Annotated in this window: 16 protein-coding genes; 12 read left to right on the forward strand and 4 right to left on the reverse strand. The window is 56.3% G+C overall.

Translation table 11 applies throughout. From position 1 onward, the window contains the following. Positions 1–231 precede the first annotated feature (231 nt). Together FQ182_RS18770 and FQ182_RS18775 are read left to right on the forward strand one after the other, a co-directional pair. Positions 232–1,950: a hypothetical protein gene (locus FQ182_RS18770; protein WP_149412962.1), complete on the forward strand. Its 1,719-nt coding sequence runs from the start codon at positions 232–234 to the stop codon at positions 1,948–1,950. 39 nt (positions 1,951–1,989) lie between these two features. After that, positions 1,990–3,762 carry a P-loop NTPase fold protein gene (locus tag FQ182_RS18775; protein WP_149412963.1) on the forward strand — a complete coding sequence of 591 codons (1,773 nt, stop codon included), beginning with the start codon at positions 1,990–1,992 and terminating at the stop codon, positions 3,760–3,762. A gap of 33 nt (positions 3,763–3,795) precedes the next feature. Here the strand turns inward: FQ182_RS18775 and FQ182_RS18780 are convergent, their stop codons facing one another. Together FQ182_RS18780 and FQ182_RS18785 are read right to left on the reverse strand one after the other, a co-directional pair. After that, positions 3,796–4,116, reverse strand: a complete 321-nt coding sequence (locus tag FQ182_RS18780) for a hypothetical protein (protein WP_149412964.1) — start codon at positions 4,114–4,116, stop codon at positions 3,796–3,798. 89 nt (positions 4,117–4,205) lie between these two features. After that, positions 4,206–4,514 (reverse strand): hypothetical protein, encoded by a 309-nt coding sequence (locus tag FQ182_RS18785; protein WP_149412965.1) that lies wholly within the window; start codon positions 4,512–4,514, stop codon positions 4,206–4,208. Between the two features lie 197 nt (positions 4,515–4,711). On the opposite strand from FQ182_RS18785, the gene ppc reads away from it, so the two are divergent. From ppc to FQ182_RS18820, 7 genes are all read left to right on the forward strand, one after another. Next, positions 4,712–7,357 carry a phosphoenolpyruvate carboxylase gene (gene ppc / locus FQ182_RS18790; protein ID WP_149412966.1) on the forward strand — a complete coding sequence of 882 codons (2,646 nt, stop codon included), beginning with the start codon at positions 4,712–4,714 and terminating at the stop codon, positions 7,355–7,357. A 278-nt stretch (positions 7,358–7,635) separates the two neighbouring features. After that, positions 7,636–8,283: an adenylate kinase gene (adk, locus tag FQ182_RS18795; RefSeq protein WP_149412967.1), complete on the forward strand. Its 648-nt coding sequence runs from the start codon at positions 7,636–7,638 to the stop codon at positions 8,281–8,283. An 87-nt stretch (positions 8,284–8,370) separates the two neighbouring features. Further along, complete coding sequence (gene tsaB, locus FQ182_RS18800; protein WP_149412968.1) at positions 8,371–9,051, forward strand: tRNA (adenosine(37)-N6)-threonylcarbamoyltransferase complex dimerization subunit type 1 TsaB; 681 nt, start codon at positions 8,371–8,373, stop codon at positions 9,049–9,051. Between the two features lie 134 nt (positions 9,052–9,185). Beyond that, complete coding sequence (locus tag FQ182_RS18805; RefSeq protein ID WP_149412969.1) at positions 9,186–9,506, forward strand: hypothetical protein; 321 nt, start codon at positions 9,186–9,188, stop codon at positions 9,504–9,506. After that, positions 9,506–10,366 carry a DUF72 domain-containing protein gene (locus FQ182_RS18810; protein WP_149412970.1) on the forward strand — a complete coding sequence of 287 codons (861 nt, stop codon included), beginning with the start codon at positions 9,506–9,508 and terminating at the stop codon, positions 10,364–10,366. Before FQ182_RS18805 ends, FQ182_RS18810 begins: the two co-directional genes overlap by 1 nt. A gap of 27 nt (positions 10,367–10,393) precedes the next feature. Then, the gene (locus FQ182_RS18815) at positions 10,394–11,221 is read left to right on the forward strand and encodes an isocitrate lyase/phosphoenolpyruvate mutase family protein (protein ID WP_149412971.1); all 828 of its coding nucleotides are present in this window, start codon (positions 10,394–10,396) and stop codon (positions 11,219–11,221) included. A 3-nt stretch (positions 11,222–11,224) separates the two neighbouring features. Continuing rightward, positions 11,225–11,923, forward strand: coding sequence for an extensin family protein (locus FQ182_RS18820; RefSeq protein WP_149412972.1), 699 nt, complete (start codon positions 11,225–11,227; stop codon positions 11,921–11,923). Positions 11,924–11,926: 3 nt separating this feature from the next. Here FQ182_RS18820 and FQ182_RS18825 read toward each other — a convergent pair whose 3' ends face one another. Beyond that, positions 11,927–12,547, reverse strand: a complete 621-nt coding sequence (locus FQ182_RS18825; protein WP_149412973.1) for an energy transducer TonB — start codon at positions 12,545–12,547, stop codon at positions 11,927–11,929. Positions 12,548–12,642: 95 nt separating this feature from the next. Here FQ182_RS18825 and FQ182_RS18830 point away from each other — a divergent pair, with 95 nt between their 5' ends. Beyond that, a complete protein-coding gene (locus tag FQ182_RS18830; protein ID WP_149412974.1) occupies positions 12,643–13,425 on the forward strand; it encodes a class I SAM-dependent methyltransferase in 783 nt (260 codons plus the stop codon). A gap of 29 nt (positions 13,426–13,454) precedes the next feature. Here FQ182_RS18830 and FQ182_RS18835 read toward each other — a convergent pair whose 3' ends face one another. Beyond that, a complete protein-coding gene (locus tag FQ182_RS18835) occupies positions 13,455–14,090 on the reverse strand; it encodes a TetR/AcrR family transcriptional regulator (RefSeq protein ID WP_149412975.1) in 636 nt (211 codons plus the stop codon). 92 nt (positions 14,091–14,182) lie between these two features. On the opposite strand from FQ182_RS18835, the gene FQ182_RS18840 reads away from it, so the two are divergent. Together FQ182_RS18840 and FQ182_RS18845 are read left to right on the forward strand one after the other, a co-directional pair. Then, positions 14,183–15,286: an efflux RND transporter periplasmic adaptor subunit gene (locus FQ182_RS18840; protein ID WP_149412976.1), complete on the forward strand. Its 1,104-nt coding sequence runs from the start codon at positions 14,183–14,185 to the stop codon at positions 15,284–15,286. A gap of 6 nt (positions 15,287–15,292) precedes the next feature. Beyond that, positions 15,293–18,358: an efflux RND transporter permease subunit gene (locus FQ182_RS18845; RefSeq protein WP_149412977.1), complete on the forward strand. Its 3,066-nt coding sequence runs from the start codon at positions 15,293–15,295 to the stop codon at positions 18,356–18,358. Positions 18,359–18,360 lie beyond the last annotated feature (2 nt).

Genomic DNA, 18,360 nt, shown 5'->3' on the forward strand with positions numbered 1-18,360 from the left:
CAGGCTGAAGCCTTGGGCATGACTGATTTGAATGGTGGCGCGCTCTTCAACGCTGAGTTCGGTATAAGACATAGGGGCAGCACCGTACCGGAAAGGTCAGGTGTTGCACTCAGTTTTTGCCGCCGCCCAGGCTAATAGCTTTTCTCAATCTAAGCCAAGCTTCAGCTGCTCAGACCTTTGTATGTCTGTACAGTATGGCTAAGAGCTATTCTTGTGTATGGAAATTACGCTATGAATCCCACAAGCGATGTGAAGCTTGTGACAAGACTTAATGAAATTCGAGAACGAGTTGTGACCAAAAAAAAACCTGATGAGTACGTGACACTGCCAGATGGCTCAAAAATTAAAAATCACCCGAGGCACGATTTTGATAAGCCGACCAAATTACTTTTACAACATATGGTTGCAGGAGTTTGCTCCAATCCTGATTGTTTAAACCATACTGTAGGCTCAAATCTGGAACGAAATAACTATGCTGGTAATGGAGTTGCAGCCCATATCTGTGCTGCAGCACCGGGTCCGGGTGCTGCTCGCTATGATAAAGCACAGTCGCAACTCGAAAGGAAGTCTTACAAGAATGGTATCTGGTTATGTGCTTCTTGTTCTGTAATTATCGATCACGACGAGGTTCGCTATCCAATTGCTCTACTTCATGAGTGGAAGAGAAGGGCCGAAGTGCGGGCAATGTCGTTAATAGGTCAGAGGTCTATTACGCCCTTCGAACTGTCGGAAACCGTTCGAAATGAGGTTGTGAAGGCTCTGACTTTTAGTTTAAAAAATTCTAGTAATCCGTTAAATGCACCTGTCTTAGAGTTTTTTTCTGCTTATAAGCAAAGTATTTCAGAGTTGGATTCTCGTTTTGAGGTGTCTGTAAGCGTTTCTGAAAAAGGCATTTTTCATAGAGTGTCGGCCAAGCCCGGCGAAAAGCCAAAAATAAGTCTAAAGTTTAAAACTGAAGATATTGAACAGAAAATGAAAGACGCATGGATGCACCTCGTTAATACAGGCGAATCTATTGAAATACCGCTTCAAGATTTTGAATTTGTTGGCTCTCCATTATTTGAGGCTGTGTCTGAAAAGTCGAGCGAAGGAAGATTGGTTGTCGGCGGTGTCAGGAAGAAAATTGATACGGTGATTTATCTTGTTGCCGATAATGGTGATGAATTTGAATTGGCAACGATAGAGTCTGAATCTTTTTCTGGAAAAAATAAATTTAAAATCCAAGGTGAGGCATTAGGTGGTATTTTATCTTTTAAATATCATCATCAATTAACTCCTGCTGAGATTAAGCTTGAATTGAATTTCAGTCTCCTAGCTTGGCAAGATAAACCATTTAATGAGTTACCTGGTTTTAACAAGGCTCTGAAGGCAGCAAGATTTATTGCTGGGCATTCTGGGGTTAGAATTTCCATCGAGTTTTTCTTTAAGGATGAACCAGTCAGGATTGGGGAGGAATTGTCGGCGGAGTATGAAGGGTTTTTCAGTTATTTTCGTTGGATGATTCAAATGCTCGAAAAGGGGAGGGCTATTGCTGGAAAAATAAACGAGCCTCTGATTTTACGTTCTTTCGTAATTGAAGAAGAGGACGAGCTACGTATCAATCAGTATTATCATGTAATTGAAGGCTCTGTAGTTGATAGCGTTGATGCTGGAAGTGAAGTCTGGAATGCTGAGTTTTCATCTCTGGGGCCAGATATGATGAAAGCTATTGACGGACAGGGCCCTAAGTCTGAGATTTTCATGAGTCAGATTGAAGCACCTAATTTAGTGATGTTTGGAAATACTATATCTCCTCCGCCACTCGAAACAAAATTGATTGGTTTCGAACTATGCCTCTATTCGGAAATTGCTGATAGAACTGCTAACGTTAAAATGAAATTGCTAGGTGTTGAAGGAAGCCAGCTTGTAAGAACGATAAAAAATGAACCATGGGTATTGGTTAAGGAGTAACGAGATGGCAATTGAAGATAAGGCTAAGGGAATACATTAATGTCTGTTATCCAAGTCGAAAAAGCACTGCACGATTTTGCTGTTAAGCAAATGGGTTCTGCAATCGTCTTGAAAGGGGAGTGGGGGACAGGGAAAACCTATCTCTGGAATTCTGTAATCACGAAGCATCGATCTAGTTTTGCTCGCAACAACTATTCTTACGTTTCACTTTTCGGCATCAATTCTTTAGCTGACTTAAAACGTTCAATTTTTGAGAATTCTGTTCCTAGCAAGAAAGCTGGTGATGTCACTACAAAAGATTCAGTAATCGCGAATCTTAAGAAACTTGATTTCAGTGATGGTGCTGGATGGTTAAAGAGAAATTTTGGTCATGGTAGGGGAGTCAAAATTCCCTTTGTTGGAAGCTTAGGTAGTGTTATCGATTCAGTTCAATATTCATTGGTGGCTGATACTATTATTTGTATCGACGATTTTGAGCGTCGAGGTAATTCTCTATCAGCGAGAGACGTTTTAGGTTTGGTTTCAAACCTGATCGAGTCTAAAGACTGCTCAGTTATCCTTGTCCTTAATGAAGGGTCGCTAGAGAAAAACGATGAATTTTTCACCTTCAGCGAAAAGGTTTTTGACTACGAAGTAACATTTAGTCCTTCCGTACAAGAGTCGGTCAAGCTTGTTTTCGACTCTGCAGGGGATGATCGTAAGGGGGTAGCTGAGAATGCGATAAAATTAAATATAAATAATATTCGGTTGTTGAAAAAAATTGCCTTGTTTGCAGGCGTGCTTGATGGTGCATTAAAGAATGCTCATTCTAGAGTAATTCAGCAAGCTCATAGTACATTGCCTCTTGCAGTGCTTGCTGTGTATGGAAGGGACAAGAGTAAGGTTGACGTTGATTTTATTTTGGCTTATCAAGGCAGTTTGTTTTCTTATATGCCAGATGATCCTAATGCATCAGCAGATGAGTTAGAAAGCAAGCGAATTGAAAAAGAGAAGAGTGTTTATCTTGATGAGTACGGCTTTGGAAAGTGTGATGAGTTTGATGTTGCAATAATCAATCTAATAAAGAAAGGTTATGCGGATGAGGATGCATTAGGGCTCCTTGTCAATGCTTTAGAAAATAAGATAAGGCATGATGCGGATATTGCTCTTCTTGGGCTGGCATGGGATTTGTTTCATTCGTCTTTCGATAATAATGAAGCGGAAGTGTTTGGTGCATTTGAACAGGCGATCTCCAAAGCCTTGCAATGTTTTACGTTAAATGATTTGGATTCTGTTGCATCTATTTATTATGAATTGGGCCGAGAAGAGCTAATTAACTCAGTGATCGATGATTACTGTTCTAATACCCTTCCTGTATCTGGGGTTCGGGAAAAAGATGAGGTTTATCCTTGGCCGCGTAATTCTTATCTGGCAATGAGACTTGATGAATATTTTGCTAGCCTAGCAGTGAAGGGTGACTTGTCTGATCTCGTTCTCGCAGTCGTAAAGGGGTCGGGCTTCCCAGATGGGGATTTTAGAAGAGGGATAGCTCAAAAAGGAGATAATGAATTTTATGAGTATTTTGGTAGTTTGAATAGTAAAGATTTCACGCGGCATGCTAGAGCTTTACTGAAGTGTGGTGAGGTTCGTTCGGTTGAGAAGGATATTACGGATGATTTTAGAAGTATTTTTATGAAAACTTATGGTGCGTTGTTGAAGCTTTCAGAACTGACACCGTTGAATCGGGTTCGAATGAGTAAGTTTAAAGGTTACGAAAAACTTTACGCTCAGGTAGAGGAAGAGTTGCGTCTTCAACAGAATCAGCCTGAATAGCCCCATGCGAGGCTAGATTCAGGCTCCCAGACCCTATTCCCGTAGGGTCTTTGAAATTGCTTGTTCAGCTTCGACGTAGGCGGGTGTCTTACCAGCGTCGGCAAAAATCTCTTCACCTTCCTCCACTCGGATCACCTCAGCCCCTTTGACGTAGGGCATGGCTGTTTCTGCTTCTTTTATAGCAGTGTGAATCAGACCTTCCGTGATGATGCTTTGATCTAGTCCGTAGGCTTCCGCAAACGCCTTGATTTTCACTAGGTCTTGTTTGCGAATGGTCAGGGTGATTTCAACAAGCTTCGAGGTTTCGTGAGCTTTGTTTTCCCAGTTGCTGAGCATCGTTTTGAAGGCGTCCATAAGGTATCTCCTGATTGGCCAGATGTGTTTCCTAGACTGTGGCTGTCATTACGGCTCATGGTTCGTTGAAATGACCGGAAGGCCATGTTTTACGCAGCTCTCAGGAGATTTTCACTTTTTCCTATTGCGTGCTCGCTTTCTTCGTACAGTGGGTCGCCCTCTTCATCGGTGGTAATCACATGCTGACCCTTGATGTAAGGGAAGCTGGTTTCCAGCTCTTCAAGGGCGGCACCGATCAGTTCGCCGAGCAATTCTTCGGTATTGCGTTTGGGGTACATCTCACAAATGGCCGCCAGTCTGGCGGCGGTCTCTACATCCAAATGGATCGCGTATTCAGTCTTGGTCAGGCGACCCTTGGCGTTTTCTTCCCAATGCTGGGCCAGTTCTCGGATTTTCATGGCAACCTCAATGGAACCCACGGTCAGAGGGCGGTGATGAGTGACCAGTCAGCGCATGGATAATACGGCGACCCACTATTGAGACTAGCTGCAAGTCTCAAGGTTTAAAGTCGATTGTCCTGGCTCTTGTAAGAAGCCGGCGCGGGCGGCACTCTTGAAGATCAAAGCGTCCCGGATTTCTGGCTGGAGATTGGCTGATGAGCGATATCGATGCACGCTTGCGTGAGGATGTTCACCTGCTGGGTGAACTGTTGGGCAATACGATTCGAGAGCAGTACGGTGATGAGTTTCTCGACAAGATCGAGCAGATTCGCAAAGGCGCCAAGGCTGATCGCCGGGGTGCTGCCTCGGAACAGGCGGCAGGTGAAGAGCTGAGCGCCAGTCTCAATCAACTGAAGGAAGATGAACTGCTGCCAGTGGCGCGGGCCTTCAACCAGTTCCTCAACCTGGCCAATATCGCCGAGCAATATCAACTGATTCACCGCCGCGATGAATCGCAGCCGGCACCTTTCGAGTCACGGGTATTACCAGAGTTATTGGCGCGTTTGCTGAGTGAAGGCCATAGCGCTGAATCTCTGGCCCGCCAACTGGGTCGCCTGGATATTGAACTGGTCCTCACCGCCCACCCCACCGAAGTCGCCCGGCGCACCCTGATCCAGAAATACGACGCCATCGCCGCGCAACTGGCGCTGCAGGATCACCGCGACCTCACGACTGCCGAACGCGAACAGATTCGCCTGCGCCTGCAACGGCTGATTGCCGAAGCCTGGCACACTGAAGAAATCCGCCGTACCCGGCCGACCCCGGTGGACGAAGCCAAGTGGGGCTTTGCGGTGATAGAGCATTCCCTGTGGCATGCCATCCCCCATTACCTGCGCAAGGCTGACCACGCGTTGCATGCTGCCACGGGCCTGCATTTGCCGTTGGAGGCGGCGCCGATTCGCTTCGCTTCATGGATGGGCGGCGACCGCGACGGCAATCCCAACGTCACCGCGCCGGTTACCCGCGAAGTTTTATTGTTGGCCCGCTGGATGGCTGCTGACCTGTACTTGCGCGACATCGATCACTTGGCGTCCGAGCTGTCGATGCAACAGGCCAGCCCTGAGTTGCAGGCCAAGGTCGGCGACAGCGGCGAACCTTACCGGGCGCTGCTCAAGCAACTGCGCGAGCGCCTGCGGGCGACCCGCAATTGGGCCCACGCGTCGTTGACGGCCAGCACTCCGGCACCCGCCGATGTGCTGCAAAACAACCGCGACCTGTTGGAGCCGCTGGAGCTGTGCTATCAGTCCCTGCACGCCTGCGGCATGGGCGTGATTGCCGACGGCCCGCTGCTCGATTGCCTGCGTCGGGCGGTCACGTTCGGCCTGTTCCTGGTGCGTTTGGATGTGCGCCAGGACTCAAGTCGCCACTCGGCGGCCATGACCGAAATCACCGACTACCTGGGCCTGGGTCGTTATGAGGACTGGGACGAAGACGCGCGCATCAGCTTCCTGATGCGTGAATTGACCAACCGTCGGCCCTTGTTGCCGAGCTATTTCAAACCCTCGGCCGACACCGCCGAGGTGCTCAATACCTGCAAGGAAATTGCCGCTGCGCCAGCGGCGTCCTTGGGTTCCTACGTCATCTCCATGGCCGGTGCTGCGTCGGATGTCTTGGCGGTGCAGTTGTTGTTGAAAGAGTCCGGCGTGCAGCGGCCGATGCGCGTGGTGCCGTTGTTCGAAACCCTCGCCGACCTGGATAACGCCGGCCCGGTGATTGAGCGCCTATTGCTGCTGCCGGGTTATCGCGCACGGTTGCAGGGCCCGCAGGAAGTGATGATCGGCTATTCGGATTCGGCCAAGGATGCCGGCACCACCGCTGCAGCCTGGGCGCAATATCGAGCCCAGGAACGCTTGGTGGACATCTGCCGCGAGCAGCAGGTGGAACTGCTGTTGTTCCATGGTCGTGGCGGCACCGTCGGCCGTGGCGGCGGCCCGGCCCACGCGGCGATTCTGTCGCAGCCACCGGGTTCGGTGGCCGGGCGTTTCCGTACCACCGAGCAAGGGGAAATGATCCGCTTTAAATTCGGCCTTCCGGATATCGCTGAGCAAAACCTCAACTTGTATTTGGCCGCCGTGCTGGAAGCGACCTTGCTGCCGCCACCACCGCCCGAGCCCGCCTGGCGTCACTTGATGGATGAATTGGCCGCCGACGGTGTCAGCGCCTATCGTGCCGTGGTCCGGGAAAACCCGCAGTTCGTCGAGTATTTTCGCCAGTCCACCCCGGAGCAGGAGCTGGGTCGCTTGCCTTTGGGCAGTCGCCCGGCCAAGCGTCGTGCCGGCGGTATAGAAAGCCTGCGGGCTATCCCATGGATCTTCGGCTGGACCCAAACCCGCCTGATGCTGCCGGCCTGGCTCGGTTGGGAAGCCGCCTTGAGCAAGGCTCTGGAACGCGGTGAAGGCGAGTTGCTGGGGCAGATGCGCGAGCAGTGGCCGTTCTTCCGTACCCGCATCGATATGCTGGAAATGGTCCTGGCAAAGGCCGATGCCGATATCGCCCGGTTGTATGACGAGCGCTTGGTGCAGCCTGACCTGCTGCCATTGGGTGCGCATTTACGCGACCTATTGTCGCAGGCGTGCGGTGTGGTGCTTGGCCTGACCGGTCAGTCGCAGTTGCTCGCTCATAGCCCAGACACCCTGGAGTTCATCCGCCTGCGCAACACCTACCTCGACCCGCTGCATCTGTTGCAGGCCGAACTGCTGGCCCGTTCTCGCCAACAGGAAGTGGCCCAGGACAGCCCTCTGGAACAGGCGCTGCTGGTGTCTGTGGCCGGTATTGCCGCCGGTTTGCGCAATACCGGCTAACATTTTTGGCGTGTTCTCAAGCGCTTGCAGATAAAATCGCCGGCTGCCTCGAAAGGGGGTGCTGGCGTTTTTATGCTGGGGTTGCACCAGGGGATACCTCGACTAAAAGGCTTGTTCAGCGCGGGTTCCTCCGACTTTTGGCGGCTTGTGTGGTTAGGGCCTGCTGTGTATCTTGATCAGCCTTTGGCCGTTTGGGCGGCCTAGACCCATATTTCCGAGATTGGCCCCATGCGGCGAATCCGAGCGTTATCTCTATAAAAAAATTGAGGAGCACATCGATGCGCGTCATTCTTCTGGGAGCTCCCGGGGCCGGTAAAGGTACTCAGGCAAAGTTCATCACTGAAAAATTCGGCATTCCACAAATATCCACCGGCGACATGCTGCGTGCGGCCGTCAAGGCTGGCACCGAGCTGGGCCTGATCGCCAAAAGCGTAATGGACAGCGGCGGCCTGGTATCCGATGACCTGATCATCAACCTGGTCAAGGAACGCATCAGCCAGGATGACTGCAAGAACGGCTTCCTGTTCGATGGCTTCCCGCGCACGATCCCCCAGGCTGAAGCGCTGGTGAAGGCTGGCGTGGAGTTGGACAACGTGGTCGAAATCGCCGTTGACGACGAAGAAATCGTCCAGCGCATTGCCGGTCGTCGCGTTCACGAAGCCTCGGGCCGCATCTACCACACCGTCTACAACCCGCCAAAAGTGGCAGGCAAGGACGACATCACCGGCGAAGAGCTGGTGCAGCGCAAGGACGACACCGAAGAAACCGTGCGTCATCGCCTGTCGGTCTACCATTCCCAGACCAAGCCGCTGGTGGATTTCTACCAAAAACTGGCTGATGCCCATGGCAAGCCGAAGTACAGCCACATCGCGGGTGTCGGTTCGGTTGAAGCCATCACCGGCAAGGTGTTGGAAGCACTGAGCTGATAAGTCGATTAGCTTGATGTTCAACGGCCCGCTTGCGGGCCGTTGTTGTTTATACTGGCGCACTTTTCAATGTGGACGCAAATACCGATGAGCACCTTGCTGGCCCTGGACACCGCGACTGAAGCTTGCTCTGTTGCCTTGCTGCACGATGGCAAGGTAACGAGCCACTACGAGGTGATCCCGCGCCTGCATGCGCAAAAGCTGTTGCCGATGATCAAGCAGTTGCTGATCGATGCGGGCACCACCTTGTCGGCGGTGGATGCCATCGCCTTCGGGCGTGGCCCCGGTGCGTTCACCGGCGTGCGGATTGCCGTTGGCGTGGTCCAGGGGCTGGCATTTGCCCTGGAACGGCCGGTGCTGCCAGTTTCCAATCTCGCCGTGCTGGCCCAGCGAGCGTTTCGCGAACATGGCGCACGCCAGGTCGCGGCGGCCATCGATGCGCGGATGGATGAGGTCTATTGGGGTTGCTACCGAGAAACCGCTGGCGAGATGCGCCTTGTCGGTGTTGAAGCCGTGCAGCCGCCCGAAGTGGCCGCCTTGCCAGAGGATGCCCGCGGTGAATGGTTCGGTGCCGGTACCGGTTGGGGGTATGCCGAGCGCATCGCAGTCCCGCTCAACGGCCAGGACGCCGCAATGTTGCCCCATGCCGAAGACTTGTTGACCCTGGCGCGTTTTGCCTGGGCTCGGGGCGAGGCCATTCCCGCTGATCAGGCACAGCCGGTTTACCTGCGCGATAAAGTGGCGAAGACCAAGGCAGAACGTCAGTAAAAACACCACCAATCGTCAGAAATCACCCCTGCTTTTAAACCTTTGCGAATTAATGTGTTCTAGTTATCACCAGAGCATTTGCGCGCCATGAAAAGTGCCGCTAAATTGCCATCATTGATATCGAGTCTGCATGCATGCGTATAGACGGCTTTTCATCCCAGTCCTACCCCCTCAAGCGTAAGCCGCGCAAGGCTAACGTGACGGTAGACGAGTCCGTCGAGGATTCGCCCGACTTTGTTGAAATCCAGCCAGAAACGCCCTCAGGCTCTGCTGTCTCCGCCCGCTCCCAGGGTGCCTCCAGTGCCCGTATCAGCGGCGTTCCTGCCCGCCAGCAAGACATAGTTTTCCCGCGCTCCATGAGCAAAAGCGTTGCCAACGCCCTGGCCAGCTACCTGACCACTGCCGGCTTTGTCGAATGGGATATGGAAGTGCTGGGCCTCGATATACACATCTGATGCTGCTGCCTTACTACCTCGGTTGCCCGTCCTGGAGCGAAAACGCCTGGCGCGAGTACCTGTATCCGCAAGACGCTCGCGCCAGCGACTACCTCGAGCTCTATTCTCAAGTGTTCAACGCCGTTGAAGGCAACACCACTTTCTACGCCCGTCCTTCGGTGGCCACCGTGCAGCGCTGGTCGGAGATCATGCCCAAGCATTTTCGCTTTACCGCCAAGTTTCCGGGTGATATCAGTCATGGCGGCGACTTGCGTGAGCAATTGCCGGCGGCGCAGAGTTTTCTTGGGCTGATGAGCCCTTTGGGGCAACGAGTCTCACCCTTGTGGCTGCAACTGCCTGCCAGTTTCGCGCCTCATCGCCTGGGGGAACTGGCCGGCTTTATCGATGGATTGGAGCCGCCGCTGGCCGTGGAAGTGCGCCACCCTGAATTCTTCGCCAAGGGCGATGCCGAACGCATGCTCAACCGTTTGCTACGTGATCGTGGTGTGGAGCGCATCTGCCTGGACCCCCGCGCGTTGTTCAGTTGCACCTCGACCTCAGCTGCGGTGCTCCACGCCCAGTCGAAAAAGCCCAAGGTGCCAACTCGTCCGGCGGCGCTGACCCAGTTTCCCCAGGTGCGGTTTATCGGCCACCCAGAACTGGAAGCCAATGATCCGTTCCTGGTGCCATGGGTTGAAAAAGTCGCCGGCTGGATCGAAGAAGGCCGCACGCCGTACATGTTCCTGCACACCAGCGACAACCGCTTGGCCGCGCAACTGGCCCAGCGCTTCCATGAAAAACTGATGGTGCGCTTGCCTGGCCTGCCGGCCTTGCCTGAGCTACATCGAGAGCCCGCAGCGCAGCAACTGGGGTTACTCTAAAGCTCCTCTTCCCGCCAGGAGTCAGCAATGGACCCGCAAACCCTTCGCGCCGAAACCTTCAAGGCTTTGCATGAGCGCGACCGCGCATTCGTAATGCCTAATCCGTGGGACCCAGGCTCCGCCAAGATGCTCGCCAGCCTGGGCTACGAAGCGCTGGCCACCACCAGTGCCGGCTTTGCCTTCAGCCTTGGACGCCCGGATGCCGAAGGCGCGTTGTCCCTTGAAGATACCTTGGCCAATGCCGGGATGATCGCCCAGGCAACGATGCTGCCGGTAGCTGCCGATCTAGAAAACGGCTTCAGCGACAGTCCTGAAGGTTGCGCCGAGACTATTCTGCGGGCTGCGGCCACGGGAATCGTCGGCGGCTCCATCGAAGACGCCACGGGTATCGCCATCGACCCTATCTACCCCTTTGATCTTTCCGTTGAGCGCGTTGAAGCTGCCGTTGCTGCCGCTCGCAGCCTGCCGTTTCCGTTCATGCTGACGGCCCGTGCGGAAAATCACCTGCATGGCAAACTGGATTTGCCCGACACCATCCGCCGCCTGCAGGCTTATGCCGAAGCGGGGGCCGATGTGCTGTATGCACCGGGCCTGCGCAGCGCCGAAGAAGTGCTGGCGGTGGTCCGGGCCGTGGCGCCCAAGCCGGTGAATGTGTTGATGTCCGGCGGCCTCAGGCTCACGGTGGCGCAGTTGAGCGAGATGGGCGTCAAGCGCATCAGCGTCGGTTCGGCGATGGCCCTGGCGGCCTACGGTGAGTTCTTCAGGGCTGCGCGGGAGGTTCATGAGCTGGGGACGTTCACGTTTACCGAACGTTCGATGCCGTTCAGTCAGGCCAATCAGCTGTTCAAGGGTTGAGCCGTGCGCTTTTTCAAAGTGCTGGGCGTTCTGCTGGTTTTGGCCGTTGGGCTGGCCGTGGCGGTGTGGCGCGGCTGGGTGCCGCTGCCTGATGAGTGGAATCCCTGGGCGCCGCTGGACGTGCGCGGATCACCGAACCTGTTGACCCGGTTCAAGCTGGGGCGTTTGCAGGATGATCCGGCGTTGTGCGATCAGGTGCTGAAAACCTCCGGTTTGCGAGTCACTCATCAAGCGGACAGCCTCGCCGACGCCGCGTGCCCACTGCGCAATATCTTGCGCGTCCAGGGTGGCGATGTGAGCCTGAGCAGCAGCTTTCTCGCCAGTTGCCCGCTGGCCGTAGCCTTTGCCCTGTTCGAGCGCCATAGCCTGCAACCAGCGGCCCAGGCGGTGTTTGGCCAGGCAGTAACGCGGGTCGATCACTTGGGCAGTTTTGCCTGTCGCAATATGTATAACCGTACCGAAGGCCGACTGAGCCAACACGCCTCGGCCAATGCCCTGGATATTGCCGGGTTTCGCCTGGCGGACGGGCGCAGCATCAATGTGCTTAAGGATTGGCCGGGCGAGGGCGCGAGTGCGCGTTTTTTGCGTCAGGTGCGTGACAGCGCCTGCAATGATTTCAATGTGGTGTTGAGCCCGGACTACAACGCCGCCCACCGTAACCATTTTCACCTGGACATGGGGCGTTGGTGGGTGTGTCGCTGAGGATCAGGCAGCCAGGCGCAGATTGTGGAGGATCAGCGGGCGTGCCCAGCCGCAGTCGAAGTCCAGTTGCTTCTGTTGTTCCACCAGTTCTTCTGCCGGGAAGGGTTCGGCGGCCGGGGGTAGCAGCTCCATTTCGAACTCGGCAATCGGCAGGAACAGCGGCCGGGGTTGCGGTGCCGGGCCAGGCTCGGGCAGTGGCAGGCCTGCGGTCAGTACGATAGGACGCACCCAACCGCTTTCAAAGTTTTGCTGGCGCTGCTGGGCGACGATCTCTTCCTCGGGGAACGGGACGGCGGCCGGTGGCAGTAATTGCATTTCGAATTCGGCAATCGGCAGGAACAGCGGCTCAGGCGGGGCGATTTTGGTGTCCTGCACATTGCAGTGGCGCTGGGTGACGATTTGCGTCAGCAGGTCGCTGCCGGCGCTGGGTTCCACCGAGGCATCCACCGGCACCGCTTCCTTGGCGGCGAGCGCACTCGGCTCTTCGCCGAGCTGCTCGGCGAGCGCTCGGGCGAAGAAGTCCTGCCACACATGACTGACGCCGGCCAGCGCTTGGGAATTGCGCAGGCCGTAGTGGTTGTGGGTCGGCAGTACACCGGTGAATTGGGAAGGAATGTCTGACATTTCTCTCGGTCGACGCTCAGCTCTGGCAAAATGCCTGATCATTTTTTTATCGGCCGTTTTTTGCCGATCCTTAATATTTTTGAGCGTGGCGACAGATGAGCGAACAACCAGCGGCCAGCCGCATCCGGGTCGAGGCCCTGGCCGAAGGCTTTCAAGCCCGTGCCAAGCACTGGGCCGAGCAGCTTGGGCTGCCTTTGCAGTTGGAGGAGGCGGATTTTGCCTTGCAGGTGGGTGAGCACGGCCTGCAGTTGCAACAGCTGGGGCCGGACGCGCCTGGGCCGGTGCGGGTGGATTTTGTCGAAGGCGGCGCGGCCCATCGTCGTTTATACGGAGGTGGCAGCGGGCAGATGATCGCCAAGGCCGTGGGCATCGCCCAGGGTGTGCGCCCGCGGGTGCTGGACGCCACGGCTGGGCTGGGCAAGGATGCGTTCGTGCTGGCCAGCCTGGGTTGCGAGATGAGCCTGATCGAGCGTCAGCCGCTGATTGGCGCCTTGCTGGAAGACGGCATCGCTAGGGGCGCGGATGATTTCGAGGTGGCGCCGATTGTCGCGCGGATGACCTTGCTCAAGGGCAATTCCATCGAGGTGATGCGCAATTGGGAAGGCGAGCCGCCCCAGGTCATCTACCTCGACCCAATGTTTCCCCATCGTGAGAAAACCGCCCTGGTGAAGAAAGAAATGCGCCTGTTCCGCCCGCTGGTGGGGGATGATCCGGATGCACCGGCCTTGCTGGCAGCAGCGTTGGCCCTGGCCAGCCACCGGGTGGTGGTCAAGCGCCCGCGCAAGGCGCCTTGCATTGAGGGGCCCAAGCCAAGCCATGCGCTGGATGGCAAGTCCAGCCGCTATGATATCTATCCGAAGAGGGCGCTGAAGTCCTGAAACCAGGCTCCCCGCCCGAGGGAGCCGGGCTAAACCCTGTACGCCCGCATAAATAAGCCCACCACGTCCTGTACATGTTCCTCGGCAGCCTCAGGGCTCAACTGCCCGCCACAGCCATATAACAGCCGGAAATTCGCCGTGCCCTTGAGCAGGCAGAAAAAGTGTTCGGCGGCGGTAAGCGGCTTATCGATGCTCAGGGCGCCGCTCTGAGCAATCTTGCTCAGCAAGCGCTCCATGCCTTGCAGCATGCGCATGGGGCCTGCTTCGAAAAAGATCTGAGAGAGTTTCGGGTCCTGGCTGCCCGAGGTCATCATCAGGCGATGCAGGTTCACCGATTCGTCGCTGTTGACCAGCACATGAAAACCACGGGCGATATTCAGCAACACCTTCTCGACGCACACACCGTCAGGCAATTCGAAATACATCACCGGCAACTGCTCTTCGCACTTGGCGATGACGGCAGCGGAGAACAGCGTCTCCTTGTCGGTAAAATGGCTGTAGACGGTCAATTTTGATACGCCCGCCTCAAGGGCCACCGCATCCATGCTGGTATTGGCGTAGCCATTGCTCAAGAACAGGACTTTGGCGGCTTCAAGGATCGCCTGGCGTTTTGCCATGTCCTTGGGGCGCCCGGGGCTATTGGTGTTTACGAGATTGTCGGACATTTTCACTTTAATACTGGACTGGTGAGTTTGGTATTAATAACATACCGGCCAGTATAATTATTCCAAGCACCATTAGCGAAAGGTCCTTCAGCATGCGTCGCTTTGTTCTGCCCCTTGCGTTGCCTGTCAGCCTGGTATTTCTGTTGGCTGCCTGCGGCCATGAAGATGCGGTGAAAACCACCCTCCGCCCGGCCATGGTGGTGCAGCCACAGCCTTCGGCAGCGACGTCCGACAGCTATCCGGGTGAGGTTCGCGCCCGCTATGAGCCGGACCTGGCCTTTCGCATTGGCGGCAAAGTCAGTCGACGACTGGTAGAGGAGGGCGAAAGGGTCAAGGCCAACCAGCCCCTGGCCGAACTCGACCCCCAGGACGTGCGCTTGCAACTGGAAGCCACCCGCGCCCAGGTTGCCGCCGCCGAGGCGAACCTGAGCCTGGTACGCGCCGAGCGTGACCGTTACAAGACCCTGATGGACCGTCAGATGGTCAGCCGCTCCCAGTACGACAATTCCGAAAACATGTACCGTTCCGGGGACGCACGCCTCAAGCAGATCAAGGCTGAATTCGACGTTGCCAACAACCAGGCTGGCTACGCCGTGCTGCGTGCGCCCCAGGATGGGGTGGTCGCCAAGCGCTCTGTGGAAGTTGGCCAGGTGGTGTCCGCCGGCCAGACTGTGTTCACCCTGGCCACTGATGGCGAGCGCGAAGTGCTGATCAGCCTGCCGGAACAAAGCTTTGGCCGCTTCAAGATCGGCCAGCCTGTATCCGTTGAGTTGTGGAGCCAGCCGGACCAACGCTTCACTGGGCGCATTCGCGAGCTGTCGCCAGCGGCAGACCCCAAGTCGCGCACTTTCGCTGCCCGTATTGCGTTCGCCAGCGGTAAAGTCCCGGCAGAGCTGGGCCAGAGTGCGCGAGTATTCATACAAGCCGACGGTGTTATTACGTTGTCTGTGCCGCTGTCGGCCTTAAGCGCGGAGAGCGGCGCGTCCTACGTCTGGCTGGTGCAGTCCGACAACACGCTCAAGCGAGTGCCGGTACGAATCGGGGCCTTTGGCGAGAAAAGCGTACCGGTGCTGGAAGGCCTGAACCCCACGGACTGGGTAATCGCCGCCGGTGTCCATGTGCTCCATGAGGGTCAGCAAGTGCGCCCGGTGGATCGCTCCAATCGGGCGGTGAATCTGACGGCCAACAAGGAGTAGTCCCCGATGGGTTTCAATCTTTCCGAATGGGCGTTGCGCAATCGCCAGATCGTACTGTTCCTGATGCTGTTGCTGGCAGTGGTCGGTACTTTGTCCTACACCAAGCTGGGGCAAAGCGAAGACCCGCCGTTTACCTTCAAGGCCATGGTCATCAAGACCAACTGGCCGGGGGCCACGGCCCAGGAAGTCTCGCGCCAGGTTACCGAGCGCATTGAAAAGAAATTGATGGAGACCGGTGACTACGAACGCATCGTTTCCTTCTCGCGCCCCGGCGAATCCCAGGTCACCTTCATCGCCCGGGACTCGATGTATTCAAAGCAGATCCCCGACCTCTGGTACCAGGTGCGCAAGAAGATCAGCGACATTCGCCAGACATTGCCGCCGGACATCCAGGGCCCGTTTTTCAACGATGAATTTGGCACTACCTTCGGCAACATCTACGCCCTGACCGGTGAGGGTTTCGACTACGCCGTGCTCAAGGACTACGCCGACCGCATCCAGATCCAGCTGCAGCGGGTGCCGGATGTGGGCAAGGTCGAGCTGCTGGGTTTGCAGGACGAGAAGATCTGGATCGAACTGTCCAACCTCAAACTCGCCACCCTCGGTTTACCGCTGGTAGCGGTTCAGCAGGCCTTGCAAGAACAGAACGCCGTCTCCACCGCAGGCTTCTTTGAAACACCCAGCGAGCGCATACAACTGCGGGTCTCCGGCAACTTCAAGACGGTAGAAGAAATTCGTGACTTCCCGATTCGCGTCGGTGATCGCACCTTTCGCATCGGCGATGTGGCTGAGATCCACCGGGGCTTCAACGATCCACCGGCGCCACGCATGCGCTACATGGGTGACGACGCCATCGGCCTGGCAGTAGCCATGCGCGATGGCGGTGACATCCTGGTGCTGGGCAAGGCCCTTGAAGGCCAGTTCGCTCGCCTGCAGAAGAACCTTCCGGCCGGCATGGAGTTGCGCAAGGTCTCCGACCAACCGGCGGCGGTGAAGACCAGTGTCGGCGAATTTGTCCAGGTCCTGGCTGAAGCGCTGGCGATCGTGTTGCTGGTGAGTTTCTTCTCCCTCGGCGTGCGCACCGGCATGGTGGTCGCCCTGGCGATTCCGCTGGTGTTGGCGATGACTTTCGCTGCCATGTACTACCTGGGGATTGGCCTGCACAAGATTTCCCTCGGCGCCCTGGTGCTTGCCCTCGGCTTGCTGGTGGACGACGCGATTATTGCCGTGGAAATGATGGCGATCAAAATGGAGCAGGGTTACGACCGGCTCAGGGCCGCCAGTTTCGCCTGGACCAGCACCGCCTTTCCGATGCTCACCGGCACACTGATCACCGCCGCGGGCTTCTTGCCGATTGCCACCGCGCAATCGAGTACCGGCGAATACACCCGTTCGATCTTCCAGGTGGTGACCATTGCATTGCTGGCTTCCTGGGTTGCCGCCGTGGTGTTCGTGCCGTACCTGGGGGAGAAACTCCTGCCGGACCTGGCGAAAATTCACGCGGATAAGCATGGTGCCGATGGTCCTGATCCCTACGGCACGCCGTTCTATCAGCGAGTAAGACGCTTGGTGGAATGGTGCGTAAGTCGACGCAAGACGGTGATTGTGTTGACCTTGCTGCTGTTTATCGGCTCGGTGGCGCTGTTCCGCTTCGTGCCCCAGCAGTTTTTCCCGGCTTCCGGGCGGCTGGAGTTGATGGTTGATCTGAAGCTGGCCGAAGGCGCGTCGCTGAGCAACACCGCCGATCAGGTCAAGCGTCTGGAGTCGCTGCTCAAGGAAAACGCCGGTATCGACAACTACGTGGCCTATGTTGGCACCGGCTCGCCGCGTTTCTACCTGCCCCTGGACCAGCAATTGCCGGCGGCCAGCTTTGCCCAGTTTGTCGTACTCGCCAAGACTATCGAGGAGCGGGAAAGCTTGCGCATCTGGCTGATCGAGACCCTCAATGAACAATTCCCGGCCTTGCGCTCGCGGGTCACGCGCCTGGAGAACGGGCCACCTGTTGGCTACCCGGTGCAGTTCCGAGTCACGGGTGAACATATCGAAGAGGTGCGGGCCCTGGCGCGCAAAGTGGCGGCCAAGGTTCGCGAAAATACCCATGTGGTCAACGTGCACCTGGACTGGGAAGAGCCGAGCAAGGTTGTCTATCTCAATATCGACCAGGACCGCGCTCGTGCCTTGGGTGTGAGCACCGCCAACCTGTCGAAATTTCTCCAGAGTTCCTTGACCGGCTCCAGTGTCAGCCAGTACCGCGAAGATAACGAGTTGATCGAAATTCTCCTGCGCGGCACTGTCCATGAACGTACCGAGTTGTCGTTGTTGCCGAGCCTGGCGGTGCCGACCGATAACGGCAAAAGTGTCGCCTTGTCGCAGATTGCCACCCTGGAGTACGGCTTCGAAGAAGGCATCATCTGGCACCGCAATCGCCTGCCGACGGTGACCATCCGCGCCGATATCTACGGCAAGGAACAACCGGCGAGCCTGGTCCAGCAAATCTTGCCGACTCTGGAAGGCGTACGCGCCGAATTGCCGGACGGTTACCTGCTGGAAGTCGGCGGTACCGTGGAAGATTCCGCTCGCGGGCAAAACTCGGTCAAGGCGGGCGTGCCACTGTTTATCGTGGTGGTGCTGACTTTACTGATGCTGCAACTGCGCAGCTTCTCACGCACGGCGATGGTGTTTCTGACCGCGCCACTGGGGTTGATCGGCGTGACGCTGTTCTTGCTGGTGTTCCGCCAGCCCTTTGGCTTCGTGGCGATGCTGGGGACCATCGCGTTGTCGGGGATGATCATGCGCAACTCGGTGATCCTGGTGGACCAGATCGAGCAGGACATCAAGGCTGGGTTGGCGCCCTGGCAGGCAATTATCGAGGCGACGGTGCGACGTTTCCGTCCCATCGTACTGACCGCCCTGGCGGCGGTATTGGCGATGATCCCGCTGTCACGTAGCGTGTTCTTCGGGCCGATGGCCGTGGCGATCATGGGTGGGTTGATTGTGGCGACGGCGTTGACGCTATTGTTCCTGCCTGCGCTGTATGCTGCGTGGTTCCGAGTCAGGAAGGACGTTGTGTAATC

Source organism: Pseudomonas sp. ANT_H4, from assembly GCF_008369295.1.
Lineage (GTDB): Bacteria > Pseudomonadota > Gammaproteobacteria > Pseudomonadales > Pseudomonadaceae > Aquipseudomonas.